The sequence below is a fragment of the Bradyrhizobium sp. Gha genome (assembly GCF_900113735.1).
Taxonomy (GTDB): Bacteria; Pseudomonadota; Alphaproteobacteria; order Rhizobiales; family Xanthobacteraceae; genus Bradyrhizobium.
In genome coordinates this window covers 92,121-116,568 of the sequence record NZ_FOQM01000017.1, presented here as the reverse complement: position 1 = coordinate 116,568, position 24,448 = coordinate 92,121, and the positions used below count along the sequence as shown (strand labels likewise).

25 protein-coding genes are annotated in these 24,448 nt (G+C 63.9%); 16 read left to right on the top strand and 9 right to left on the bottom strand.

Annotation, left to right across the window (positions count from 1 at the left end):
- Nucleotides 1-13: 13 nt before the first annotated feature.
- The gene (prfA, locus tag BM222_RS21020) at nt 14-1,099 is read left to right on the top strand and encodes a peptide chain release factor 1 (protein WP_092231309.1); all 1,086 of its coding nucleotides are present in this window, start codon (nt 14-16) and stop codon (nt 1,097-1,099) included.
- Between the two features lie 15 nt (nt 1,100-1,114).
- On the opposite strand, the gene BM222_RS21015 is transcribed toward prfA, so the two are convergent.
- The gene (locus tag BM222_RS21015; RefSeq protein WP_092231449.1) at nt 1,115-1,594 is read right to left on the bottom strand and encodes a MarR family winged helix-turn-helix transcriptional regulator; all 480 of its coding nucleotides are present in this window, start codon (nt 1,592-1,594) and stop codon (nt 1,115-1,117) included.
- Between the two features lie 112 nt (nt 1,595-1,706).
- Nucleotides 1,707-2,324 (bottom strand): hypothetical protein, encoded by a 618-nt coding sequence (locus tag BM222_RS21010; protein ID WP_177243346.1) that lies wholly within the window; start codon nt 2,322-2,324, stop codon nt 1,707-1,709.
- Nucleotides 2,325-2,573: 249 nt separating this feature from the next.
- Here BM222_RS21010 and BM222_RS21005 point away from each other — a divergent pair, with 249 nt between their 5' ends.
- From BM222_RS21005 to BM222_RS20990, 4 genes are all read left to right on the top strand, one after another.
- Complete coding sequence (locus BM222_RS21005; RefSeq protein ID WP_092231438.1) at nt 2,574-3,908, top strand: substrate-binding protein; 1,335 nt, start codon at nt 2,574-2,576, stop codon at nt 3,906-3,908.
- Between the two features lie 100 nt (nt 3,909-4,008).
- Nucleotides 4,009-4,884 carry a branched-chain amino acid ABC transporter permease gene (locus BM222_RS21000; protein ID WP_092231306.1) on the top strand — a complete coding sequence of 292 codons (876 nt, stop codon included), beginning with the start codon at nt 4,009-4,011 and terminating at the stop codon, nt 4,882-4,884.
- An 11-nt stretch (nt 4,885-4,895) separates the two neighbouring features.
- Nucleotides 4,896-6,740, top strand: coding sequence for a branched-chain amino acid ABC transporter ATP-binding protein/permease (locus BM222_RS20995; protein WP_092231304.1), 1,845 nt, complete (start codon nt 4,896-4,898; stop codon nt 6,738-6,740).
- A complete protein-coding gene (locus tag BM222_RS20990) occupies nt 6,737-7,435 on the top strand; it encodes an ABC transporter ATP-binding protein (RefSeq protein WP_092231301.1) in 699 nt (232 codons plus the stop codon). Before BM222_RS20995 ends, BM222_RS20990 begins: the two co-directional genes overlap by 4 nt.
- Here the strand turns inward: BM222_RS20990 and BM222_RS20985 are convergent, their stop codons facing one another.
- Nucleotides 7,436-7,861 carry an HIT family protein gene (locus BM222_RS20985; protein ID WP_092231298.1) on the bottom strand — a complete coding sequence of 142 codons (426 nt, stop codon included), beginning with the start codon at nt 7,859-7,861 and terminating at the stop codon, nt 7,436-7,438. It abuts the gene before it with no gap.
- 90 nt (nt 7,862-7,951) lie between these two features.
- Between BM222_RS20985 and prmC the strand changes: the two genes are divergently transcribed.
- The gene (gene prmC, locus BM222_RS20980) at nt 7,952-8,848 is read left to right on the top strand and encodes a peptide chain release factor N(5)-glutamine methyltransferase (protein ID WP_092231294.1); all 897 of its coding nucleotides are present in this window, start codon (nt 7,952-7,954) and stop codon (nt 8,846-8,848) included.
- 462 nt (nt 8,849-9,310) lie between these two features.
- Nucleotides 9,311-10,099 (top strand): DUF4167 domain-containing protein, encoded by a 789-nt coding sequence (locus BM222_RS20975; RefSeq protein ID WP_092231291.1) that lies wholly within the window; start codon nt 9,311-9,313, stop codon nt 10,097-10,099.
- 139 nt (nt 10,100-10,238) lie between these two features.
- Here BM222_RS20975 and BM222_RS20970 read toward each other — a convergent pair whose 3' ends face one another.
- Nucleotides 10,239-10,979: a methyltransferase domain-containing protein gene (locus tag BM222_RS20970; RefSeq protein ID WP_092231288.1), complete on the bottom strand. Its 741-nt coding sequence runs from the start codon at nt 10,977-10,979 to the stop codon at nt 10,239-10,241.
- Nucleotides 10,980-11,087: 108 nt separating this feature from the next.
- On the opposite strand from BM222_RS20970, the gene gloB reads away from it, so the two are divergent.
- From gloB to BM222_RS20955, 3 genes are all read left to right on the top strand, one after another.
- A complete protein-coding gene (gloB, locus tag BM222_RS20965) occupies nt 11,088-11,855 on the top strand; it encodes a hydroxyacylglutathione hydrolase (protein ID WP_092231285.1) in 768 nt (255 codons plus the stop codon).
- 37 nt (nt 11,856-11,892) lie between these two features.
- The gene (locus BM222_RS20960) at nt 11,893-12,315 is read left to right on the top strand and encodes a cupin domain-containing protein (protein ID WP_092231282.1); all 423 of its coding nucleotides are present in this window, start codon (nt 11,893-11,895) and stop codon (nt 12,313-12,315) included.
- A 129-nt stretch (nt 12,316-12,444) separates the two neighbouring features.
- Complete coding sequence (locus BM222_RS20955) at nt 12,445-13,128, top strand: flavin reductase family protein (protein WP_092231279.1); 684 nt, start codon at nt 12,445-12,447, stop codon at nt 13,126-13,128.
- A gap of 7 nt (nt 13,129-13,135) precedes the next feature.
- On the opposite strand, the gene yddG is transcribed toward BM222_RS20955, so the two are convergent.
- From yddG to BM222_RS20940, 3 genes are all read right to left on the bottom strand, one after another.
- A complete protein-coding gene (gene yddG, locus BM222_RS20950) occupies nt 13,136-14,005 on the bottom strand; it encodes an aromatic amino acid exporter YddG (RefSeq protein WP_092231275.1) in 870 nt (289 codons plus the stop codon).
- Between the two features lie 99 nt (nt 14,006-14,104).
- Nucleotides 14,105-14,830: an acetoacetyl-CoA reductase gene (gene phbB / locus BM222_RS20945; protein ID WP_092231271.1), complete on the bottom strand. Its 726-nt coding sequence runs from the start codon at nt 14,828-14,830 to the stop codon at nt 14,105-14,107.
- 245 nt (nt 14,831-15,075) lie between these two features.
- Complete coding sequence (locus tag BM222_RS20940; protein WP_092231435.1) at nt 15,076-16,254, bottom strand: acetyl-CoA C-acetyltransferase; 1,179 nt, start codon at nt 16,252-16,254, stop codon at nt 15,076-15,078.
- 303 nt (nt 16,255-16,557) lie between these two features.
- Here BM222_RS20940 and phaR point away from each other — a divergent pair, with 303 nt between their 5' ends.
- Together phaR and BM222_RS20930 are read left to right on the top strand one after the other, a co-directional pair.
- On the top strand, nt 16,558-17,154 hold the full coding sequence (gene phaR, locus BM222_RS20935; RefSeq protein WP_092231269.1) for a polyhydroxyalkanoate synthesis repressor PhaR: 597 nt from the start codon (nt 16,558-16,560) through the stop codon (nt 17,152-17,154).
- 102 nt (nt 17,155-17,256) lie between these two features.
- On the top strand, nt 17,257-17,877 hold the full coding sequence (locus tag BM222_RS20930; RefSeq protein ID WP_092231431.1) for a class I SAM-dependent methyltransferase: 621 nt from the start codon (nt 17,257-17,259) through the stop codon (nt 17,875-17,877).
- A gap of 2 nt (nt 17,878-17,879) precedes the next feature.
- Here the strand turns inward: BM222_RS20930 and BM222_RS20925 are convergent, their stop codons facing one another.
- Nucleotides 17,880-18,767 (bottom strand): branched-chain amino acid aminotransferase, encoded by an 888-nt coding sequence (locus BM222_RS20925; protein ID WP_092231265.1) that lies wholly within the window; start codon nt 18,765-18,767, stop codon nt 17,880-17,882.
- Nucleotides 18,768-18,919: 152 nt separating this feature from the next.
- Between BM222_RS20925 and BM222_RS20920 the strand changes: the two genes are divergently transcribed.
- The 3 genes from BM222_RS20920 (at nt 18,920) to BM222_RS20910 (ending at nt 22,673) form a co-directional block, all read left to right on the top strand.
- Complete coding sequence (locus BM222_RS20920; protein WP_092231262.1) at nt 18,920-19,855, top strand: alpha/beta hydrolase; 936 nt, start codon at nt 18,920-18,922, stop codon at nt 19,853-19,855.
- Nucleotides 19,856-20,015: 160 nt separating this feature from the next.
- Nucleotides 20,016-20,888 carry a hypothetical protein gene (locus tag BM222_RS20915; RefSeq protein WP_092231259.1) on the top strand — a complete coding sequence of 291 codons (873 nt, stop codon included), beginning with the start codon at nt 20,016-20,018 and terminating at the stop codon, nt 20,886-20,888.
- A gap of 201 nt (nt 20,889-21,089) precedes the next feature.
- Nucleotides 21,090-22,673, top strand: a complete 1,584-nt coding sequence (locus BM222_RS20910; RefSeq protein ID WP_092231255.1) for a sensor domain-containing diguanylate cyclase — start codon at nt 21,090-21,092, stop codon at nt 22,671-22,673.
- Between the two features lie 67 nt (nt 22,674-22,740).
- Here BM222_RS20910 and BM222_RS20905 read toward each other — a convergent pair whose 3' ends face one another.
- Nucleotides 22,741-23,205, bottom strand: coding sequence for an Lrp/AsnC family transcriptional regulator (locus BM222_RS20905; protein ID WP_092231252.1), 465 nt, complete (start codon nt 23,203-23,205; stop codon nt 22,741-22,743).
- Nucleotides 23,206-23,362: 157 nt separating this feature from the next.
- Between BM222_RS20905 and BM222_RS20900 the strand changes: the two genes are divergently transcribed.
- The gene (locus tag BM222_RS20900; protein WP_092231250.1) at nt 23,363-24,379 is read left to right on the top strand and encodes a 1-aminocyclopropane-1-carboxylate deaminase; all 1,017 of its coding nucleotides are present in this window, start codon (nt 23,363-23,365) and stop codon (nt 24,377-24,379) included.
- Nucleotides 24,380-24,448: the final 69 nt, after the last annotated feature.

Here is a 24,448-nt window from a genome sequence, read left to right as displayed (position 1 = left end):
TGAGAGCAAACCGATGTCGTCACTCCCCGAAGCCAAACTGGATGTCCTGCTCGCGCACCACGCCTCGCTCGAGGCCGAATCGCTGGGGCAGCTCTCCTCCGAGCGCTATGTGCAGGTCACGCGCGAGCTCGCCGAGATCAATCCGCTGATCGAGGCGGTGAAGACCTATCGTTCCGCGGTGAAGGAGCTCGCCGACACCGAGGCGCTGATATCAGATCCCGCCACCGATTCCGAGATGCGCAGCATGGCGGAAGCCGAGCGCGACGAGCTCAATTCGAAGATCGAGGACCTCGTCCAGAAGATCCGCGTCGCACTGCTGCCCAAGGATGCGATGGACGACCGCAACGTGGTGCTGGAAATCCGCGCCGGCACCGGCGGCGACGAGGCGTCGCTGTTCGCCGGGGATCTGTTCCGGATGTACGAGCGCTTTGCGAGCTTGCAGGGCTGGAAGGTCGAAGTGATCTCGGCGAGCGAAGGCACCGTCGGCGGCTTCAAGGAAATCATCGCGGAGGTACAGGGCCGCGGTGCGTTCTCCAAGCTGAAGTTCGAGTCCGGCGTGCATCGGGTGCAACGCGTGCCCGACACCGAGACACAGGGGCGCATCCATACATCCGCTGCAACGGTCGCGGTGCTGCCCGAGGTCGAGGACGTCGACGTCGAGATCAAGAACGACGATTTGCGGATCGAGACCATGCGCGCGCAAGGCGCCGGCGGCCAGCACGTCAACAAGACCGAATCGGCGATTCGCATCACCCATATCCCGACCGGCATCGTGGTGATGATGCAAGACAGCCGCTCGCAGCATAAGAACCGCGCCTCCGCCATGAACATCCTGCGCTCGCGCATCTACGACGCCGAACGGCAACGCGTCGATGCCGCGCGCTCGGCCGAGCGCAAGGAGAAGGTCGGCTCCGGCGATCGCAGCGAGCGCATCCGCACCTATAATTTTCCGCAAGGGCGCGTCACCGACCACCGCATCAACCTGACGCTCTACAAGCTGCCGCAGGTGATCGCGGGCGAAGCGCTCGGCGAATTGACCGATGCGCTGACCACCGAGCATCAGGCGGCACAGCTCGCCGCGCAAGGAGCCGGGGCTTGACCGGCAGCTCGTCGCTCACACCCCGCTGGACTCGCCGAACGACTTCAAAAGGCGGCTCAGAGCCGGACTGGCGGCACGGCGAAGTTCTTCGAGGTTCTTCCGCGAGAGCGCCTGGAGCTTCTGCTCGCCTTTCTTCGTCAGCTTGAGATGGACGCGCCTGGCATCTTCGCGATCAGCAACGCGACTCACCAAGCCCAGTTTTTCGATCCGATTGATCAGCTCGACAGCGGAGTGATGCCGGATCAGCAGAAACTTCGCGACATCCCCGACAGTTGCGGGACCGGGACGGACAAAACCCTTGATGCCGAGGAGCGCCTGGTGCTGCGTCGGGGTCAATCCCTGCTCGGCGGCCGCCGCCTCGCTGAATGCCAGAAAGCTTCGGATCTGGTAGCGGAACTGAGCCAGCGCTGCGTAATCGGAAGCACGCATCGCGCTGCCGGCGCGCCCGGTTGAGGTCACCACACTGGACCGCTGCGCCTTCTTCGCCTGAACCATGCCCACCTCGACCATGCCACCCGCCGCGACGGGGAGACTTAGCCCAAAGTAGCAAGCGACCGCCGCCGGACCAACCGGCCGGATTCGTCGATGCACAGCTATCCCAGGTGCCTCATTCGAAGCTGGACAGCAGGATTTTCACCAGGATGACCTGAAACGCGATCGGGATGCGGACGCTCTTTCGCCGGATCGAACGCTGAAGTGCGCCGACGATCTCGGCCCCGCTCAGGCTGCCGGCCGACGCATTGTTGATCAGCTCTGCCCACATCTGCGACAGCGAGCCGCCCGCTGGAAGCACCGGCTTGATGGTGACGCCGGATCCCTGCGCCCAATCGACGATCTCCCGCATGGTGTGCGGACCGCAATTGCGCGCGGTCGCAAGGCGCTCGGCGGTCAGCGCGCGCAGCAGATCGCGCGAGGGCGACCAGTTCCCTTTCGGCGGCTGCTCGCCGGTGAGCTCGACTGCGAGCTCCTTCAGCACATTCTGGGCCCGCACGCTCAGTCGCTTCATCGGCACCGGCGCGCGCTTCGCCTGAACCGATCCGACGGCCGGTCCGCGCTCGCCGGTTGGCCGATTGCGTGGCTCGGACGATCTGGAGGCATCGCCGGATTGAGCCGGGACGCGCTGGTCGATGCCCTCGCCGGAAGGCCGCGCGGCGGCCTGCCGCTCCGCCTCTTGCGGCCAGGATCGTCGCTTTTCGGCACCTGCCACTGTCGTCTGCCGCGCCATTTCTCTCGCCGAACCCGCCAGCTTCATACTCACAAAGACTAATATATATCGCTCTCCGATATGTTTTCACGACATAATTTTCGTCGTTCGACCAAAGGCGAAATTGACAGACGGCCTTCACAAGCAATGCTTATGTCCAAGAGCTACACGCGGATGTGACGTGCCCGGCGCGGGCAGGCCCATGGGGCCGGCCGCCGCCGGATAAGTCGTGTTTGCCTGCAAACAAGAACGATGTTCGGAGGAACCACCATGACTGACGATCTCATCCGCCGCGGTCTCTCGCGCCGTGGCCTGCTCCAGACCACCGCGGGCCTGATCGGCGGCTCGATGCTGCCGGCGATGCCGGCATTTGCCGACGACAAGCCGGCGATTGGCACCTATCCCGCGGGCGTATCGGGTTCCACCGCCTTCATCGGCATCTCCGTGCCGCGCACGGGAACCTACGCCGTGCAGGGCGAGGACGAGCTCAAGGGCTATCAGCTCGCGATCGAGCACATCAACGAAGGCCACGAGTTGATCAAGAAGATCTCGCCCAAGACCAGCAAGGGCGTGCTCGGCAAGGAGCTGAAGTTCGGCGTTGCCGACTCCGCGGCCAAGCCCAATGAGGCGGTGCAGGCGCAGCAGCGCTTCATCAGCGAGAACAAGGCGATCATGATCACCGGCGGCACCTCGAGCGCCGTCGCGGTCGCGCTCAACAAGCTCGCCCAGCGCGAGCATGTGATCTTCGTGTGCGGCATTTCCGGCTCGAACGACACCACCGGCAAGGATTGCGTGCGTTACGGCTTCCGCCAGAATTTCTTCGGCCAGACTGCGGCTGCGGCGATCGGGCCGGTGATGGTGCGGGAGTTCGGCAAGGGCAAGAAGGCCGCCTATCTGACGCCTGACTACACCTACGGCCATACCGTCACCAAGTCGATGCAGGACTTCCTCGCCACTGCCGGCTGGACCACCGCGACCAACCAGGTCGCCCCGCTCGGTGCGCCCGACTATTCCTCATATCTGCTCAACGTCGCCAATTCCGGCGCCGACGTGCTCATCAACGTCAATTGGGGCCACGATGCGGTGCTGTCGACCCAGCAAGCGAAGCAGTTCGGCGTGCTCGACAAGATGAAGCTGGTCGTGCCCTACCAGGTGCCCTTCATCGCGCGCGAAACCGGCGGCCTGATGCAGGGCGTCTATGCCGCGACCGATTATTGGTGGACGATCGAGGACAAGTTCCCGCTGGCCAAGATGTTCAACGAGGCCTTCGAGAAGAAATACGGCTACAAGCCGGAATGGGGCGCCGAGAACGCCTATGTCAGCTTCGCCCATTGGGCCCGCATGTGCGAGGAGGCCGGCAGCTTCAATCCGCCCGACGTGATCAAGGCCTATGAGAAGGGCGAGACCATCCCCTCGCTCGTCGGCGACGTGCACTACCGCCCCGAGGATCACCAGTGCGTCCGCCCCGTCATCATCGTCAAGGGCAAGCAGCAGAAGGACATGAAGAACAAGGAAGACTGGTACGACGTCGTCGAGATCGTCCCGGGTGAGAGCCTGATGCAGAAGCCCGACGCCTTCGGCTGCCATCTCGGCGACTACACCTGAGCCCGCGCTAACCCCCTGTGACGCCGCAGGCCTCGACTCTGGACCTGCGGCGTCGCCTTTTTGACGCAAGCTCTTCGCGCGTCACAACAGCGGTCGCCGCATGATAAGTTGGCCCAATCTCGTTTCGCAGCTTTTCAACGGGCTCGCGCTCGGCGCCCTGCTTGCGCTGATCAGCTCCGGCCTGACCATCATCTACGGCACGCTCGGCGTGCTCAACCTCGCGCATGGCGCGATGTTCATGATCGGCGGCTATGCCGGCTTCGTCACCTACCAGTACACGGGTTCGTTCATCCTCGCCGTGATCGCGGGCTCGCTGTTCGTGATGCTGCTCGGCGTGGTGATGGAAAGAACCATCATTCGGCATTTCTATCATCGGCCCCACGAGGACCAGTTGCTCGTCACCTTCGGGCTCGGCATCTGCTTCGTCGAGATCATCCGGCTGATCTTCTCCAGCCAGTCGCAGATCGTGCCGCCGCCGGCACTGTTCCAGGGCATCACCAATCTCGGCTTCATGTTCTATCCGACCTACCGCCTCGCGGTCGTCGGCATCGTCGCGATCGCGCTTGGCGCGCTGTTCATCATCCTCTACCGGACCCGGCTCGGCATGATCGTGCGCGCCGGCATCGAGGATTCGGTGATGGTCGATTCGCTCGGCATCAACGTCTACCGCGTCTTCATGATCGTATTCGGCATCGGCGCAATGGCCGCGGGCTTCGCCGGCATCGTCAACGCGCCGGTGGTTTCGCTGACACCCGGTATCGGCGACGACATCCTGGTCCAGACCTTCGTGGTGGTGGTGATCGGCGGCGTCGGCTCGTTCCCCGGCGCGATTCTCGGCGGCCTGATCGCCGGGGAGATCATCAGCGTCACCTCCATGTTCAACCCCGGCTATGCCTATGTGATGCTGTTTGCGGCGATGACGATCGTGCTCGTGGTGCGACCGCATGGCTTGCTCGGCGTCCAGGGCCGCGAGTAAGTGATCCGCTGATGCTCAAGCAACGCCCGTTCCTGATCGAGACGCTGACGGCCATCGGCCTGATCCTGGCTCCCTTCGTGCTGCCCCATCTCGGCTTCGCGCCGAACACCGTGAACCGGATCCTGGTCTGGGGCCTGTTCGGCCTCGGCTTCGACATCCTGTTCGGCTTCACCGGCCTGTTGTCGTTCGGCCAATCCGCCTTCTACGGCACCGGCGGCTTCGTCGCGGCCTACCTCCTGACCCGCGCCGGCTTCAGCAACGTGCTCGGCGCGCTGGTCATCGGCATGATCGCGGCGGCAGCGACCGGCTACCTGATCGGACTGATCGCGCTGCGACGTACCGGCATCTACTTCGCCATGATCACGGTGGCGATCGCGGAGGTGTTCTTCTTCGTCGAGTTCAATCCGCTCTCCGATTTCACCGGCGGAGAGAACGGCCTGCCGGGCGTGCCGACGCCGAGCTTCAATCTCGGCTTCACGACCCTCCACTTCACCGATGGCTGGTCGCTCTATCAGTTCATCGCGCTGTGCTATTTCATCGGCGTCATCATCGCGCTCAGGATCGTGCGATCGCCGGTCGGGGCGATCTTCAGCGCCATCAGGGACAACCCGCTGCGCGCCACGGCCGTGGGTCACAACATCCACGGCTACAAGCTGACCGCCTTCGTGATCGCCGCCGCTTACGCCGGCTTCGCCGGTGGCCTGCTCGGCGTGCTTCAGGCCTTCATGCCGCCCGACGCCTTCACCTTCGACACATCAGGCCAGCTCGTGATGCAGACGGCCATTGGCGGCCGCGGCACGCTGTTCGGGCCGCTGGTTGGCGCAACCGTCTGGCTCTTCCTGCAGGATTTCCTGCAGTCCGCGCTGGGCTTGGGCGCGGCCTGGAAGCTCGTGCTCGGCGTCGTGTTCGTGCTGCTGGTCTGCTTCCTGCGCGGCGGCATCGTCGGCGGCCTCGTCGATCTCTACGGCCTCTTCTCCGGCAGGCGTCGGAAGGTCGCGGAGAGGGAGGAGAGGGAGGCGGAAGCCGGGTTTGCATTGGAGGCGCCGCCCGCGCCGATGCAGGCCAAGGAGGTCCAGCACCCCGCCTATTCCGGGCCGATCCTGAAAGCCACCGGTCTCACCAAGCGCTATGGCGGCCTCGTCGCCAACAGCGACATCGATTTCAGCGTCGATCAAGGCGAGCTGCGCGGCATCATCGGGCCCAACGGCGCCGGCAAATCGACCTTCTTCAAGATGCTGACCTGCGAGATCCCGCCGACCTCCGGCCGGATCGTGTTCGAGGGGCGCGACATCACGGGATTGAAGGTCACTGACGTCTGCCAGCTCGGACTGACCAAGAGCTACCAGGTCAATCAGCTCTTCACCGGCCTCACGGTGCGGCAGAACCTGACGATCGCAGCACTCGCCGAGCTACGCGGAAAGTTCCGGCTCGACCTGTTCCGCTCGCTCTCGGGCGTCAAGGGCCTGACGGAACAGGTGGAGCACACGCTGGCGCTGGTCAACCTGACGCGCCGTGCCGACACGCAGGTCGCCGAGCTCGCCTATGGCGAGAAGCGCAGGCTGGAGATCGGGCTTGCGCTCGCCACCTCGCCCCGCCTGTTGCTGCTCGACGAGCCGCTCGCCGGCATGAGCCCGCGCGAGCGTGTCGAAACGGTCAAGCTGCTCAAATCGATCGCGCGCGGCCGCACCATGATCATCATCGACCACGACATGGATTCGCTGTTCGAGCTGGTCGAACGCGTGACGGTGCTGCAGGAAGGCCGCGTGCTGGTCTCCGGGAGCCCTGAGGAAATCAAGACCAACGCCGCGGTGCAGGAAGCCTATCTCGGCGGCGTGCACGGAGAGATCGCCGCATGAGCCTGATCGAGGTGAACGGCCTGAACAGCTATTACGGGGACTCCCACATCCTGTTCGACGTCGCCATGCGCGTCGAGCAGCACGAGGTGGTGGCACTGCTCGGCCGCAACGGCGCCGGCAAGAGCACGACGCTGAAGAGCCTGATGGGCGTGGTGACGCCGCGCAGCGGCAGCGTGAAGTTCGAGGGTATCGACATCGCCGGACGCAGGAGCCACAAGATCGCGCAAGCGGGCATGCAGCTCGTCCACGAGGAGCGCCGCATCTTCGGCAGCCTCTCGGTGGAGGAGAACATCCTCCTCGCCGGGATCACCGCGCCGAAACGCTGGCCGCTCGGACGCATCTACGAGATGTTTCCGCGGCTGAAGGAGCGGCGCAACAACCGCGGGACCGAGCTCTCCGGCGGCGAGCAGCAGATGCTGGCGATCGCGCGGGCGCTGGTGCGCGATCCCAAGATCGTGCTGCTGGACGAGCCGTTCGAGGGGCTCGCGCCGGTCATCGTCCACGACCTCGTCAAGGCCTGCCGCGAGCTCGCGGCTGCCGGGCAGACCATCGTGCTGGTCGAGCAGAATCTGGCTGCGACGCTGGCGCTGGCGAGCCGGATCTACATCATCAACAATGGCCACATCGTGCACGAAGGCCCTGCGAACGAGCTCAAGGCTCAGCCGGAGCTGCTACAGCGCTATCTCGGCGTTTGATCAGCCGCGCAGCGCCGCGATCATCCGCTTGGCATGATCGGCAAGGACGGCCATGTCCTCCTTGCGCGTCTGCGCCGGCAGCAGCTCGACGCCGGCCCTGACCGGCATGACGTGCATGTGGAGGTGAAGCACCACCTGCCCACTCGCCGGCTCGCTGAACTGCTGCAGGATGATGCCCTCCGCCTCGAACGCCTTCATGGCCGCGACCGCGATCCGCTTCGCGGTCCGCGCGACTGCGGCGAGATCATCGTCGGCGATGTCGAGGATGCCACGCGCCGGCGCCCTCGGAATGACCAGCGTATGGCCGGGCGAGCGCGGCATGATGTCGAGGAATGCGAAGCTGCGCTCGTCCCTGAACACCTCGAAGCAGGGGATCTCGCCGCGCAGGATCTTTGCGAAGACATTCTGATCGTCATAGGCCGTCATGGATGTCCTCCCTTCGCTGCGCGGTAATCAAACGCGCTCCTTTCCGTTGACGCAAGCAAGGTCGCCGATCTATCCACGATGCCAGGCAGGATGGTTCCATTGGCGACAGGCTTCGAGTCCGGACACAGCATCGAGAGCGCGCGGCGCGCGCTCACGGCGCGGCTGCAGGCGGCCGGCATCGAGGAGCCGTCTCTCGATGCGCGCCTGCTTGTCGGCGCCGTGCTGGGGCTGGATCTGACCGGCCTGATCACGCAGGCAGCGCGATACCTCACGCCGGAGGAGGCTACGCGGCTCGAAGGATACGCGCAGCGAAGGCTCGCGCATGAACCGGTCGCCCGCATTCTCGGCGTCAGGGAATTCTGGGGGCTGCCATTCCGGCTGTCCGAGGCGACGCTGGTACCGCGGCCGGATACCGAGACCGTGGTCGAGCTGGCGCTCGAGATATTTCGCGAACGCACGATCTCGGGACGGCGCCCGCGCATCGCCGACATCGGCACCGGATCCGGCGCCATTCTGCTCGCACTGCTGCACGAGATCCCGGACGCATTTGGCGTCGGCACCGATCTCAGCCTCAGCGCCCTCGACACCGCCAGAGGCAACGCGGATGCCCTCGGCCTGGCCGATCGCGCCGCCTTCGTCGCCTGCTCCTATGCGTCGGCGCTTGGTGGCCCGTTCGACCTGATCGTGTCGAATCCGCCCTACATTCCGGCGGGGGAAATTCCGAAGCTGAGCATCGAGGTGCGCAAGCACGATCCGCATCTGGCGCTCGACGGCGGGAATGATGGCTATGACGCCTATCGCGCCCTGATCCCGCAGGCCGCCGAACGGCTCGTGCCCGGCGGCGCCCTGATCGTCGAGGTCGGCCGAGGCCAGGTCGGAGATATTGAAACCTTGATGGCCGCCGCCGCGTTATCGATCGACAGGCCGCCCAGATCGGACCTGGCGGGCATTCCCAGGGCCGTCTCGGCCCGAAAAATGCCCCCATAAAAGCCGGATTGGGCGCTAAAAACCTCTTGGAATATCCCGTGGGAACGACTACGTTCCGGTCAACACATCGGTACCGGCCCCGTAGACCTACGGAGGAAAGCCGGGCTCTCGGGCGAGAGCTTTACTGATTAAAGGTTCCAAGCCGCAGGTCCTGTTGAGCGCGATAGCTAGTCAAGCTGCGCTGCTTACCGACCGCAAAGTGAACGAAAGCCTGATATTGCGCTTGAAGACTTACGCAACAAAGCTGGGCTTGTTTCGGCAGGTGATATGAGTGGGTTCGCTGGCAATGAATGCTGGCGGGTGGGGAACGCGTCTTTGTTGAACGCGACGGTCGACGAACATCGGCAGGGTGTAATTCGCTCTTGCGCGCGGTGCGCGTGAGAGATGTGAACCGCTGTCATCGCGTCACTCTCTGCAATCGGTAATGCGTGCAACCTTTAGGGCTGGAATTAAAGGCAGGACATGAGAAACGGTCAGAACAAGCAGCGGATGCGCAACCGCAACAACAACAATAACAACAACAATAACCGGCGCGGCCAGAACCCGATGACCCGGGTCTATGAATCGAACGGACCCGACATCAAGATCCGCGGTACCGCCTCGCACATCGCCGAAAAATATCTTCAGCTTGCGCGTGACGCGCGCTCCTCGGGTGACCCGGTTGCCGCCGAAAACTACTATCAGCACGCCGAGCACTATTTTCGGTTGATCGCAGCGGCCCAGGAACAGTTCCGCCAGAATCAGCAGCCCCGCGGCGACGAGCCGATCAGCACCAGCAGCGGCGACGATGGCGAGGACGACGGCGAGAATTTCTCGAATTTCGGCCAGGAGCCGGGCTTCGTTCCACAGCCGCCGCAACAGCAGCCCTTCATGCGTGACCGCGACGGCCAGCGCGATCATCAGCGCGACTACCAGCAGCGCGATAACCAGCAGCCCTATCAGCGCGATCAGCAGCAGCCGCGCGAGCACCGCGAACGCGACCATCGTCCGCAACCGCAATATCATCAGCAGCCGCAACCGCAGAACCAGCCGCAGCCCGTCGTTGCCGATGCCGGCAACGTCGATCGCCTGCCGTCCTTCATCACCGGTGCGCAGCCCCAGACGAATCCGGCTCCGGGCGGCTTTGAGGGTGGCAATCCCGGCGGTGGCGAGCGCTATCCGCGGCGCCGTCGCCGGCCCCATAATGGCCCGCGCCCCGAGCGCGAGGCGGCTCCGGCCGCGACCAGCGACGACCTCGCCCCCGGCGAGTAAGGCGCAGCAAAGGTACTGATTGTCATGGACTTCAATCGTCCCGGCCTCGCCGGGACGATTTGTTTTTGAAGCTTCAAATTGGCGGAATCGACGGCAGCGACAGGCACAGTTCGCCTCTGCCGAGCACCGAGAGGGGAAGCTAGGTCCGGGTCACCGTCGAGGACGGCACCAGCACCGGCTTCAACGAGGGAATCAGCCGCGCCCGTTCGCGCTTGGCGGGGATCGCACGATAGACCTGCTTGGTCGCTTCGACGATATGGACACCGGCAAAAGGCAATGACAGCGCCGCGCCGGCGCGCTCCCACATCTGCGCCGATTTCAGGACCCAGCGGCCCGCATAAGGCGGCATGAACAACGCCTCGCCCCAGGCGGTCGGCGTGAACCAGGTCTGACGCAGCAGATCCGTGATCTGCGAGCGTGAATAGGGACGGCCGTGGCCGAAAGGCGTGTTGTCGCTGCGAGTCCAGACCCCGCGCCGGTTCGGGATCACGGCAATGACGCGGCCGGACGGCGACAGCACCCGCCAGACCTCACGCAGCAGCGCGGCCGGATCGTCCGACATTTCGAGCGCATGGACCAGCAGGATGCGGTCCACCGCGGCTTCGGGAAGTGGCAGCGAGAACTCGTCGACCAGTGTGGCGAGCGCCGGTCTCCCGGTCGGCCATTTCAGCACGCCCTGGGCCGCCGGCATGAAGGCGATGCAGCGCTCGGCGTCCTCGCGGAACAGCCCGAGATAGGGCGTGGGGTAGCCGATGCCGAGCACGCGCTGACCCGCGGCATTCGGCCAGCGCTCTCTTATGCCGCGATTGATCATTTGCCGCGCCACAATCCCCAGGCGACGGGAATAGAACTCGCGGAGGTCGACGACATCGATGCTCATGGCGGCAATGTAACATGCACAAGGTGGCGGCTGTGCGCGGAATATTGCATTGCCTGCGCAACGTTAACGCCATATTTGTCTGGCGGGGCTGAGCGCGATGGAGATGTCATGGCCGCCGAAATTCGTACTTTCAGCTGTTTAAACGACAATTTCGGTTACCTGATCCACGATGTGGAAACCAGGGCCACCGCATCGATCGATGCGCCGGAAGCCGGTCCCATCATCCAGGCGCTGGAGCGCGAGGGTTGGCAGCTCACCGACATCCTGATCACCCATCACCATGGCGATCATGTCGGCGGGGTCGCCGAACTCAAGCAGAAATACAATTGCCGCGTCGTCGCGCCGCACGACAAGTCGGCCAAAATCGCTGACGTCGATTTGCGCGTCGCCAATGGCGATGTGGTCAAGGTCGGTACGCTGCTGGGGCGCGTGCTCGAGACCCCCGGCCATACGCTCGATCACATCTCCTACGTATTCGACACTGAGAAGACGCTGTTCGCCGCCGACACGTTGTTCTCGATCGGCTGCGGCCGCGTGTTCGAGGGTACCTATCCGATGATGTGGGACTCGCTGTTGAAACTGCGAGCCCTGCCCGACGATTTCAAGCTCTATTGCGGCCACGAATACACGGCGTCCAACGTCAAGTTCGCGCTTACCGTCGATCCCGACAATGCGGCGCTCCAGGCGCGCGCGGCGGAGGTCGCGAAGCTGCGGGCGGACAACAAGCCGACCATCCCCTCAGTGCTTGGTGAAGAGAAGCGAGCAAACGTGTTCCTGCGTGCGGATGAACCCTCGATCGCAGCCAGGCTACACATGAAGGGTGCAGAGGCCGCCGCGGTGTTCGGCGAATTGCGCGAGCGCAAAAACAAGTACTGAAGACCAAGTCCTCAAGAACAAGCCCTGACGGGGATCGATGCCGACCGCAGCCGAGATCATCGCGCGCCTCGAACTCCGCCCGCATCCCGAGGGCGGGCATTACCGCGAAACCTTTCGCGACCAGACCACCGACGCCAACGGCCGGTCGCGGTCGACCTCGATCTATTACCTGCTCGCGCGCAACGAGCGCTCGCACTGGCATCGCATCGATGCGGTCGAGACCTGGCACTTCTACGCCGGCAGCCCCTTGATGCTCCGTATCGCCCACGAGGGCTGCTCCCAGCACGAGGTGCGGCTCGGCACGGACCTTGTGAGCGGCGAACGGCCACAGGCGATCGTGCCGGCAGACGCGTGGCAGATGGCGGAGACGTCAGGCGAGTGGACGCTGGTCGGCTGCACCGTGGCACCCGCCTTCGAGTTTGCAAAATTCGAACTCGCGCCCAAGGGTTGGCAACCGTAGAGATTCTTGTTTTGACGCGTTTTCTTCACGCGAACCGGTATCCACCGAAAACGCTCTGCTATCCGGAATCGGGTGGGTTCGATTAACTTCCCCCACTAGGACTGCGCTTCCAGTCAACAGGAGCGTACGATGCACGGAACACACGGTCCCGCCGCCGTCCAGATCGACCCGGCCATTTTATATTTTGGAACGCCGGTCGTCCTGATCGGATCGACCAACGACGACGGCACTCACAATCTCGCACCGATGTCCTCGGCATGGTGGGTCGGCTGGCGCTGCATGCTTGGGCTCGCGCGCAACTCGAAGACCACCGAGAACATGATTCGCAGCGGCGAATGCGTGCTCAATCTGCCCTCGGCCCATCTTGTCGGCGCCGTCGACCGCCTTGCTCGCACCACGGGCTCGGATCCCGTGCCGCCAGGAAAACTCTATCGCGGCTATCGGCACGAGAAGGACAAGTTCGAACTCAGCGGTCTGACGGCGTTGGCAAGCGAAACGGTCAGCGCGCCGCGTGTGGCCGAGTGCCCGGTGCAGATCGAAGCCAAGGTCGCTTATGTGCATGAGATGGCGCAGGACGATGCGGCCTGGGGCGGCAATCTCACCGCGATCGAGGTCCGCGTCACCCGCGTGCACGCGCATCCCCATATCATGATGGATGGCGTGCCGAATCGCATCGATCCAGACCGATGGCGGCCGCTGATCATGAGCTTCCAGGAGTTCTATGGCCTGACGTCGCAACGCTTGCAGCGCTCCGAGCTCGGGCGGATTCCGGAAGCGACGTATCGGCCGCCGGGCTGGCAGCCGGCGCTCTGATCGCGCCTCAACGCTTCCGCAGCACCATGTCCTTCGCCGCGATCAGGCCGCCGCCGGCGATCAGGATCGCGGCGATGGCGATGTTGGCGCTGGCCTTTGCAAAGCCGGCAGCGATCAGGAACCCGGTCGACAATAGCGGCGTCGCATAAGAAGCGGCGCCAAGCACGCGAATGTCGCCGCGCTTCATGCCGATGTCCCAGGCGTAGAAGGCCGCCCCGACGGGACCGATGCCAAGCGCGACGACCGAGAGCCACTGCAAGGTGGTCTCAGGCCACACCGTTGTTTCCAGCAGGCCGTGCATCAACGCGGCCAGCACTGACGTGGCGAGGCAGAAGCCCGCGACCGCATCGGTCGGCACCGCCTTCAATCGCCGTGACAGCACCGAATAGGCGGCCCAGACGAAGGCCGCGATGAGCGCGGCAATCAGTCCCGGCATCTGGCCCGGCGCGAAGCCCGTGGTGCTACCGGCAAACAGCAGCACGGTACCGACGAGGCCGAGCACGGCGCCGATGATGTGATGCACCGCCAGCCGCTCGCCCGGCAGAAAGGACGAGAACAGCACGATCAGCAGCGGCCACATGTAATTCAGGAGGCCGGCTTCGGCCGGCGGCGCGAATCGCAGCGCGAGGAAATACAGCGCGTGATAGCCGAACAAACCACCGACGCCGACCACCCATACGACCAGAGGCTGACGCAGGCTCTTCGCCGCGTCGCCGCGGCCGATCCAGGTCAGCAGACCGACGAGACCGCCGATCGCAAAGGTCATCGCAGCGAGCTGAAACGCCGGGATCTTGCCGGTGGCCACCGTCATCACCGACAGCAGCGACCACATCAGGATCGCGGTCAGTCCGACCAGGGTTGCACTGCGCGGATTCATGGATGAGAGGCTCTGAGGACGCTTATGCCCGGCACGGGGCCGGGCATTGCGCCTTCATTATCGTCTTGTCGCGCCTGACGCTACCTGCTTGGCGGCCGATCAGGCGTGGTACTGACCACCGTTGATGGTCAGGGTCGAGCCGGTGATAAAGCCGGCTTCCTCGGCTGCCAGGAACACGACCGCGCGCGCAATCTCTTCCGGCTCGCCGAGCCGGTTGACCGGGATCTGCGGGATCACGTTCTTTTCCAGAACGTCCTTCGGCACTGCCTGCACCATCTCGGTGTTGATGTAACCCGGCGCGATCACGTTGACGGTGATGCCGCCCTTGGCGTTCTCGAGCGCCAGCGCCTTGGTGAAGCCGATGTCGCCGGCCTTCGCCGCGGAATAATTGACCTGGCCGAACTGCCCCTTCTGGCCGTTGATCGACGAGATCGAGATGACGCGGCCGAACTTGCGGGCGCGCATGCCCTCGATCACCTGTCGCGTCATGTTGAACAGCGAGCCGAGATTGGTGTTGATCACGGCGTTCCACTGTTCGAGCGTCATCTTGTGGAAGGCGGTGTCGCGGGTGATGCCGGCATTGTTGACGAGGATGTCGACGGGGCCGAGCTCGGCCTCGACCTTCTTCACGCCTTCGGCACAGGCATCGAAATTGCTGACGTCCCACTTGTAGACGGAGATGCCGGTCTCGGCCTTGAACTTCTCCGCCGCCGCATCATTGCCGGCATAGCTCGCCGCGACCTTGTAGCCGGCCGCCTTCAGCGCCTTGCTGATCGCAGCTCCGATGCCGCGCGTACCACCCGTGACCAATGCAACTCGTGCCATATCGTATTCCTTCCCTTGGACTCTGCGGACGTTTCTGAGTGATGCTTTTTAGATACGGATTATGCGGTTGGTTTGACGGACATCAAGAACAAAACGCCCGGCGTTGAGCCGGGCGTTTGTATTTAGTCGAAGCTTGCGCGGTTGCGAAGAATATTTGATTTGCAACCGCTGCTTTTTTGGTCGCGTGCAACGCACTCAGTGGCGGTGTGCAGCGCACGCGCTGGTTCATCAGTCAGACGTCAGCTTCAGTCGCGCGCCAGACACATCGCGATACCCATGCCGCCGCCGATGCACAGCGTGGCGAGGCCCTTCTTCGAATCGCGCTTCTGCATTTCGTGCAGCAGCGTCACCAGCACGCGCGCGCCGGACGCGCCGACCGGATGGCCGATCGCGATCGCCCCGCCATTGACGTTGACCTTCGACGTATCCCAGCCGAGATCCTTGTTGACGGCACAAGCCTGCGCCGCGAAGGCCTCGTTGGCCTCGATCAGGTCGAGATCGCCGACGTTCCAGCCGGCCTTCTTCAGCGCCGCGCGCGAGGCCGGGATCGGGCCCGAGCCCATGATCTTCGGATCGACGCCGGCCTGCGCCCACGACACGATACGCGCGAGCGGCTTCTTGCCTTCCTTGGCGGCCTGCTTCGCGGTCATCAGCACCACGGCGGCAGCGCCGTCATTGATGCCGGAGGCCGAGCCTGCGGTGACGGTGCCGTCCTTCTCGAAAGCCGGACGGAGCTTCGCCATCGCATCGAGCGTGGCGCCATGACGCGGATATTCGTCGGCGCTGACGACGGTATCGCCCTTGCGGCCCTTGATCGTGACGGGGACGATCTCGTCGTTGAACTTGCCGGCCTTCTGCGCAGCTTCAGCCTTCTGCTGCGAGGCGACCGCGAACTCATCCTGCTGGGCACGCGTGATCTGCCACTGCCGTGCGACGTTCTCGGCGGTGTTGCCCATATGGTAGCCATTGAAGGCATCCCACAGGCCGTCCTTGATCATGGTGTCGACGAACTCGACCGCGCCCATCTTGACGCCGCCGCGAAGATACTGGGCGTGCGGGGCCATGCTCATGGATTCCTGGCCGCCGGCAACCACGATCTCGGAATCGCCGTTGAGCAGCGCCTGATAGCCAAGCGCGACCGTGCGCAGGCCAGAGCCGCAAAGCTGGTTCACGCCCCAGGCCGGGCTTTCCACCGGAATGCCGGCGCCGATCGAGGCCTGGCGGGCCGGGTTCTGACCCTGAGCAGCAGTCAGGATCTGGCCCATGATGACCTCGGAGACCCGGCCGGGCTCAATGCCGCCGCGCTCCAGCGCGGCCTTGATGGCGATCGCACCAAGATCGTGGGCGGGAAGGGTCGCGAAGGCTCCGTTGAAGCTTCCGACCGGGGTGCGGGCGGCGCTGACGATGACGACATCGTCTGACATGGGCATCTCCTGGGGTTCAAAGGGGGCAGACGGGGCTGGGAAACGGCTCGCCAGTCTCGGATGGCATCCTGTTAACGTCATTGCGGCATGTCAATCGGAAGGTCGCCGAATTCATCCCGCAGCGCATTCAAAATAGCGTTCTTGGCCATTTCGCAAGCACGTTTTTGCTGTGCGATTAACCGTGCCGCACAAAACGGTAGCGTGCCCCCTTTGAAAATGCTTACTTTGTTGCGTTGCGTACTCTTCCCGCCCTGCGGCATTGGCCCCGCAGGTTCCCGTTCTCAGTGCTGCAAGTGAGAGCCCATGGCGAAATCAGACCAACCCACCACGATCAAGAAATACGCGAACCGCCGGCTCTATAACACCGGGACGAGCACCTATGTGACGCTGGAAGACCTCGCCGCCATGGTCAAAGATGGCGAAGATTTCCTGGTCTACGATGCCAAGACCGGCGACGACATCACCCGCTCGGTGCTTGCCCAGATCATCTTCGAGCAGGAGAACAAGGCCGGCCAGAACCTGTTGCCGACCACCTTCCTGCGCCAGCTGATCCGCTTCTACGGCGACAGCATGCAGATGGTGGTGCCGAAATATCTGGAGCAGTCGATCGCGACACTGACCCAGGAGCAGGAGAAGTTCCGCAAGCAGATCGCCAACACGCTGTCGGGCACGCCCTTCGCCCCGCTGGAAGAACAGGTCCGCCGCAACATGGAGCTGTTTCAGCAGACCTTCTCGATGTTCAAGCCGTTTGCTCCCAATGCGGGCCGACCGGCAACGACCCCGGAGCCGGAGCCCGATGCCAACGCCCCGGCGGCGACGGACAGCAATATCGACGACCTGCGCCAGCAGATGAAGGACATGCAGGAACGCCTCGAGCGCATGTCGAAGAAGGACGAGTAGACCTCCGCACCGACGCGTCCGCATGCGGCGGGCGCGCGAACTGCCAGTTTGATTGCGGCATTGCCTTTGCGCGGTGCCGTCCCGGCGAAGGCCGGAGCTGCCATGTCCGACCGCACCACGCATTGGGACAACGTCTACGCCACCAAGGGCGAGGCCGAGGTCAGCTGGTTTCAGGATAGCCCGGCGCTCTCGATCGAGATGATTCGCGCCGCCAATCCGGATCGCGACGCGGCCATCATTGATATCGGCGGCGGGGCATCGCGGCTGGCCGACGCACTGCTTCAGGACAATTACCGCAATCTCGCCGTGCTGGACCTCTCTGCCAACGCCCTTGATGCAGCGAGGAAGCGAATCGGTGCAGCCGCATCGGCGGTCGACTGGATCGTTGCCGACGTGACCACGTGGCGCCCGGTGAAGGCCTACGACGTCTGGCATGATCGTGCCGCGTTTCACTTCCTGACCGATCCGCGCGACAGGGCCGCTTACGTCGAGCGTCTGCGATCGGCGATTGCGGCGGACGGACAGGTCATCATCGCCACCTTCGCGCCCGATGGTCCGCAGACATGCAGCGGCCTGCCGGTGCAGCGACACGACAGCACGAGCCTTTCAAGGGAGCTCGGGCCGGAGTTCGAGCTGGTCGAGACGCGCGGCGATACCCATCGCACGCCGTGGCATTCGACGCAGGCGTTTCAGTTCAGCCGCTTTCGTCGGCGGGCCGGCTAGCGTCAGGCCGCCAGCTGCGACGCATGGGCAAAATCCCAATAGAGCTTTCGCGCCTTGCTGTAGAGCGGGCCCGGCTTCAGCTCGCGTGCGTCGATGCGAATCACCGGCGCCACCTTCGCAAAATTGCCGGTGGAGAAGATCTCGTCTGCGGCAAGGAAATCCGCATAGCGCAGCGTCTTCTCGACCACGGTGACGCCATCGCCCCGGAGCAGGCTGATGACGCGCTGGCGGGTGATGCCGTTGAGGAAGGTACCGTTCGGCACCGGCGTGAAGACCACGCCGTCCTTGGCCATGAACACGTTCGAATTGCCGAACTCCGCGACATTACCGAGCATGTCGAGCATCAGCGCATTCTGGAAGCCGCGCGAGGCCGCTTCCGCCAGCGCGCGCGAATTGTTCGGATAGAGGCAGGCCGCTTTGGCCTCGACGGGCGCGCATTCGGCCGTGGGCCTGCGAAACGGCGACAGTGTGATCGCATTGCCTGTCGGCTTCGGCATCGGCGCCTCGTAGATGCACAGGCACCAATTGGTGGTCTCGGGATCGAACAGCACGCCGCCACCCGCACCGTGCTGGGCCCAGTACATCGGGCGGACATAGAGCTCGGCATTCGGCGCAAAGCGTGCAATGCCGTCGTTTGCGAGCGTCATCCAGGTGTCGGCATCGACCACCGGCTTCAGGCCGAAATTGATCGCGGATTGATTGGCGCGGGCGATGTGACGGTCGAGATCGGGCGCGACGCCTTCGAACGCGCGCGCACCATCGAACACCACCGAGCCGAGCCAGGCCCCATGCGTGCGCGGTCCCATGATCGGCACGTTGCCGTCGTGCCATTTGCCTTCGAAGAAGGTCCAGCTCGGCGAATAGTCGATCGGTTTCGTGATCTCGGCCATACCAGGCCTCCCCTCGAGAAATTTCCGGGTACTATTGTCCCGACTTCTAAACGATTTGCTGCGGCGAAGCATCAACTCTCCCCCTCGCAGGAAGGTTAGGACGACATCTCGTCCAAACAGGTTATAGTTTCGGCCAGGTCACGGAGTTTCCCATGCCGCTCGATCCACTCGCCAAGCGCTTGTTGACAATGATGGCTGCGGCCGCGCCGCAGGCGCGCAGCCGGCCGAGCGTCGAGGCGCGGCGTCAATCGCTGGCCAAGCTGATGCAGTTCGCGCGTGCCGAGGCGCCTGACGTGACCACGTCAGACGGTATGCTGCCCGGCCCCGGCGGAGAGCTGCCCTATCGGCTCTATTCGCCCGCGTCCGCCGGAGCGCGCGCGCCGGGTTTCGTGTTCTTTCATGGCGGCGGCCTCGTGGCCGGCAGTATTGCGACGCATGACCGCATTGCAGCGGCACTCGCGCATGCGACGGGCTGCCGCCTCGTCTCGATCGACTACCGGCTGGCGCCCGAACACAAATATCCCGCCGCCGTGGACGACGCGATCGCGGCGACCGAATGGGTGGCGCGCGAGGCTGAAACACTCGGCATCGATGCCGAACGGCTTGTGCTCGGCGGCGATTCCGCAGGCGCTACGTTGGCCGCGATCGTGTGCCAGGAGGCGGCGCAAAGCGCCGGTCTCTCCATCGTCGCACAATGCCTGATCTGCCCGGTGCTGGATTTCGAGGAGACTTCACCCTCGCGCGAGGCCTTCGCCGAAGGGCATCTGATCGACCGCGCCACCATCGAGGCCGATCTGTCGGATTATCTGTCCAAGGGCCTCGATGCCGCCGATCCCCGCATCTCGCCCTTGCGCGCGACGCGGCTCACGGGGCTGCCGACCGCAATCATCCATACCGCCGAGTTCGACCCGATGCGCGACGAAGGCAACGCCTATGCGCGCAAGCTGCTCGCCGCCGGCGTGCCGGTCGAGCACGTCTGCCACGAGGGGATGGTCCACAATTTCCACGCCATGGGTGCGATCCTGCCGCAGGCTCAGCTCGTGCTGTCGCAGATCGGCGAGCAGGTGCGGCGAGCGGTAGAGAAATAAGGGCGCAGATCACACGCGCGCGTCGAGCCCGGTATGCGTCGTCCATTGCTTGCGGATAGCACTTGACCACGGAACCGATCACGTTCCATCTATCAACGGCAGTGCCATCAACGCGTCGGATCGTCACGTGTCCCATCGCAGCCAATCATCCCGCTCAGCTTTGCGCGGTGTCGCGAAGGGATTGCTTTGTCTGACGATGTCGGCGGGGGCGGCCTTCGCCGCCGACGATGACAAGGACGCACCGTCCAAGCCCGCCGTCCCGAACATCTATCTCGATCTCCGTACGACCTATGCGACGATCCCGGCAGGCACGCTCGGACTCGGCTTCGGCGGCACCTCGTTGTCAGCAGCCTTCGAAGCGCTTGCAGTGCGACGTGGCGTGACGTTGCCGAACGGCTTGCCGAGTGCGAAATCGATCGCCGTCGACCTGCCGCTGACCGTCGACGTCAGCGATCGCGTGTCGCTCTATGGTGGCGTGTCGGGCTCGACGACGGACGTCGGCGGAGGCTGGTCGGCGTTCGACATCACGAGCTGGAATATCGGCGTGCAGGCTGACCTCTACAAACAGAACGGCGGCAAGATTCCAACCATCACACTGCAATCCACCTTGACGCAATCGGTGCCGAACGAACAGGACATGACGAATTCGTTCAACAATATCCTGGAATTCGATTACGCGCTGGACGAGGACGAGACGCGCGGCTGGCTGGCCGGCGTGCAATACACCCACACCGACATCGCCAGCCCGGTTGCCCGGATCAAGCCGAACACGATTCTCTATGCCGGCGGCTACTATCAATGGCCGAGCAACTGGAAGTTCACGGGACGCTTGGGCGTGCAATCGTTTGGCGGCGCGCAGATCGCGGGCCGGACGCTGGCGGAGTCCTTCACCCAGCCGATCCTGCGGCTCGACATCGACCGCATGGACGACAATGACAACCGCCTGTTCGGGATCACGGGGCAGATCGCGTGGATGCCGAAGCCATCCTATCGGATCACGCTGCGCACGCCGCTGTATGCCGTGCGCAACTGAGTGCCGTCGTGGCGGAATCCACTCAGCGGCAGCGTTCTGACGGCTCGCGGGTGGAGTGCTGTCGCAACAATCCATCGGCTTTGTGCGTCAACCAATTGTTAATCTTCATCCAAAAACATCAAACGCGTTAGATTGTCGCAAGGAACCTTGCGCGACATTGAGGCGGCATCGTCGCATGCTGTTCAGCCTTGGAGACTGCGAATGTCCCGCTTGGTGCCGGAACGGACGTTCCTGGCCGGGAAGATCATCTTCAATTACGGCCAGTCGACCATCGATTGCGTCGTGCGGCGGTTATCCCAGGAGGCCGCGACGCTGGAGATGCAAAGCGGCCTCGGCGTGCCCGATCGCTTCCAGCTCAGACTCGAGGGACGCGCTATCCAGAGCTGCCGCATGGTCTGGCGATCGGACCGCCAGGTGGGGGTCGCCTTTGAACAGCCTGAGAGCGTGGGGCGCGCCGCCGGCGACGAACAGGAGCGCTCATCCGACTCGCTGATGCGCGCCCAGATGCTGGCTCTGCGTGCCGCCCTCGATCATGTGCCGACCGGCATCGTGCTGCTCGATCCAAGCCTCAGGGCGCGCCTCATCAACCGATCGTTTCGTCAAATGTGGCACCTGCCCGACGAGGTTGCCGATAGCAATCCATCCATCATCACCCTCCTCCTCCATGGACGCAACATCGGAGCGTACGAGGTGCCGGACCCCGCTCTCGATGCGCACATCAAAGAACGAGTTCGCGTGGTCGAGGCAGGCGACCCGGCTCCGGTCGATGTGCGTCGAACCAATGGTGATGTCGTGCGCGTGCAGGTGACGCCATTGCCGGACGGCGGACGCATGCTGACCTATACGCCGGTGACCGACATCGTGCGCGCCTCGGACGAGTTGAAGCAGCTGCGGGACGCGCTGGAGAATGTCCAGGATGGCGTCCTGCTTCTCGATGCCGATCTGAACGCCACCTTCATGAACAGGCGCATGCGGCGCTTTTGGGATGTCAGTGAAGACGAGGCGGCGAGCCGGCCGGCCTATTCGTCGCTGGTGCGGCGCGTGCACCGCGCCAGCGCTCCCAATCTGCCGGCGAACGAACTGGCGAAATTTCCGGCGCGGCGCGTCGAAGAGGTCAAGGCCGGCGATCATGTGCGCGACCTCGCGACGCTGGACGGCCGACGCATCAGGGCCCATTGCACCACGATGTCCAACGGCGGCCGCATGCTGACCTATGTCGACATCACCGATCTCAACGACAAAGCCACCATGCTGGAGCGGCTGGCGACCACCGATCCGCTCACGGGCCTGTACAACCGCCGGCACTTCCTGGGTTCGCTCGATGCGGAATGGAGCCGCTTCCAGCGCTACTACCGCTCGGTCTCCGTCCTGATGCTCGATATCGATCATTTCAAGTCGGTCAACGACCGCTACGGTCACGCGGTCGGCGACGAAGCGATCAAGGCTGTTGCAGCTGCATGCAACGAGGGCAAGCGCAAATCCGATCTCGTCGGCCGCATCGGTGGCGAGGAGTTCGCGGTTCTGCTGCCCGAGACCAGCCTGTCCCGGGCCAAGCTCGTCGCCGAACGAATTCGCAAGCAGGCGATGGCGGCCCGGCTAAGCGCTCATCAGGCGCAGTTCGGTGTCACCGTGAGCATCGGCATTGCGGAGGCCTCCGTCAGCATGTCCGGCATCGACGCACTGATGGGCGCAGCCGATCAGGCGCTCTATCAGGCCAAAGCCGAAGGCCGCAATCGCTGCGTCGCCTGGAAACCCCCGCCGCCCGCGAGCAAGGCGGCGGAGTGATTGTCGGAGCTGCCTGGCGGTCCGCGCCTGACTTACAGCAGGCGCCGTCCTCGATCGTCCAGACCGCTCAGAACTCCAGTGGCGCGTTGTCGACGACCTCTTTCATCACGAAAAAGGTGCGGGTCTGCCGGACGCCGGGCAGTGCAATGAGCTGCTCGCCATGGATACGGTTGAAATCTTCCATGTCGCCGACGCGGATCTTGAGGAAGTAGTCGAAATCGCCGGCGACGAGGTGGCAGTCGAGCACGCATTTCAGCCTGGCGATGGCCTGCTCGAAGGTGGCGAAGCTCTCCGGCGTGGAGCGGTCGAGCACCACGCCGACCATCACCAGCGTCCCCTTCGCCACTTTCTTCGGCGCGACCATGGCACGGACGGCAGCGATAAAGCCGTCCTCGAACAGGCGCTGGGTGCGGCGATGGCAGGTGGCGGGGCTGATCGCAACGGTTTCGGCCAGCTCGGCGTTGCTCAGCCTGCCGTTATTTTGCAGCAATCTCAACATCTTGAGGTCGATACGGTCGAGACGTCCGGACATGGAAGAAGCTTCCGTAAATCAGTGCTAATCCGGAAGAAATCTTATTAGAAAACTCAATTACTGCAAGATCGCGCGCAATATGAGCGCAATATTCGAGAGCACCTTTTTATGGCGCAATGCTAGCACATCCCGACACAACGCCATCAGGGATGAACCCATGAACCTGGACAAATTCGCGCGCTATCCGCTCACCTTCGGCCCGACGCCCATCGAGAAGCTGGAGCGGCTGTCGAAACATCTCGGCGGCAATGTCGAGATCTACGCCAAGCGCGAGGACTGCAATTCGGGTCTCGCCTATGGCGGCAACAAGCTGCGCAAGCTCGAATACATCATCCCCGACGCGATCGCCTCGAATGCCGACACGCTGGTCTCGATCGGCGGGGTGCAGTCGAACCACACCCGCATGATCGCGGCTGTCGCGGCCAAGATCGGCATGAAGTGCCGCCTGGTGCAGGAAGCCTGGGTGCCGCACGAGGACGCCGTCTATGACCGCGTCGGAAACATCATGCTGTCGCGCATCATGGGCGCCGACGTGCGCCTGGTCGACGACGGTTTCGACATCGGCATCCGCAAGAGCTGGGAGCAGGCGATCGAGGAAGTGAAGGCCGCCGGCGGCAAGCCCTACGCGATCCCGGCCGGCGCCTCCGTGCACAAGTTTGGCGGCCTCGGCTATGTCGGCTTCGCCGAGGAAGTGCGGAAGCAGGAGAAAGAGCTCGGCTTCAAGTTCGACTACATCATCGTCTGCACCGTCACCGGCTCGACCCATGGCGGCATGCTGGTCGGCTTTGCCGCCGACGGCCGTGCGCGAAAGGTGATCGGCATCGATGCGTCGTTCACGCCTGCGCAGACGAAAGCGCAGGTGCTCTCGATCGCACAGAACACCGCAAAGCTCGTCGAACTGGGCAAGGAGATCGTTGCAGACGACGTCGTGCTGATCGAAGACTACGCCTATCCCGCCTATGGTGTGCCGTCGGAAGAAACCAAGGAAGCGATCCGTCTCACCGCCCGCCTTGAGGCGATGATCACCGACCCTGTCTACGAAGGCAAATCGATGCAGGGCCTGATTGACCTCGTCAAGAAGAACCATTTCGAGAAGGGCGCGAAGATCCTGTACGCCCATCTCGGCGGCGCGCCGGCACTCAACGGCTATGGCTACGCCTTCAGGAACGGCTAGGGTAGCCCAGCCCGCGCCTCCCCACCGCTGTCGTCCCGGGCAAGCGTAAGCGCAGACCCGGGACCCATA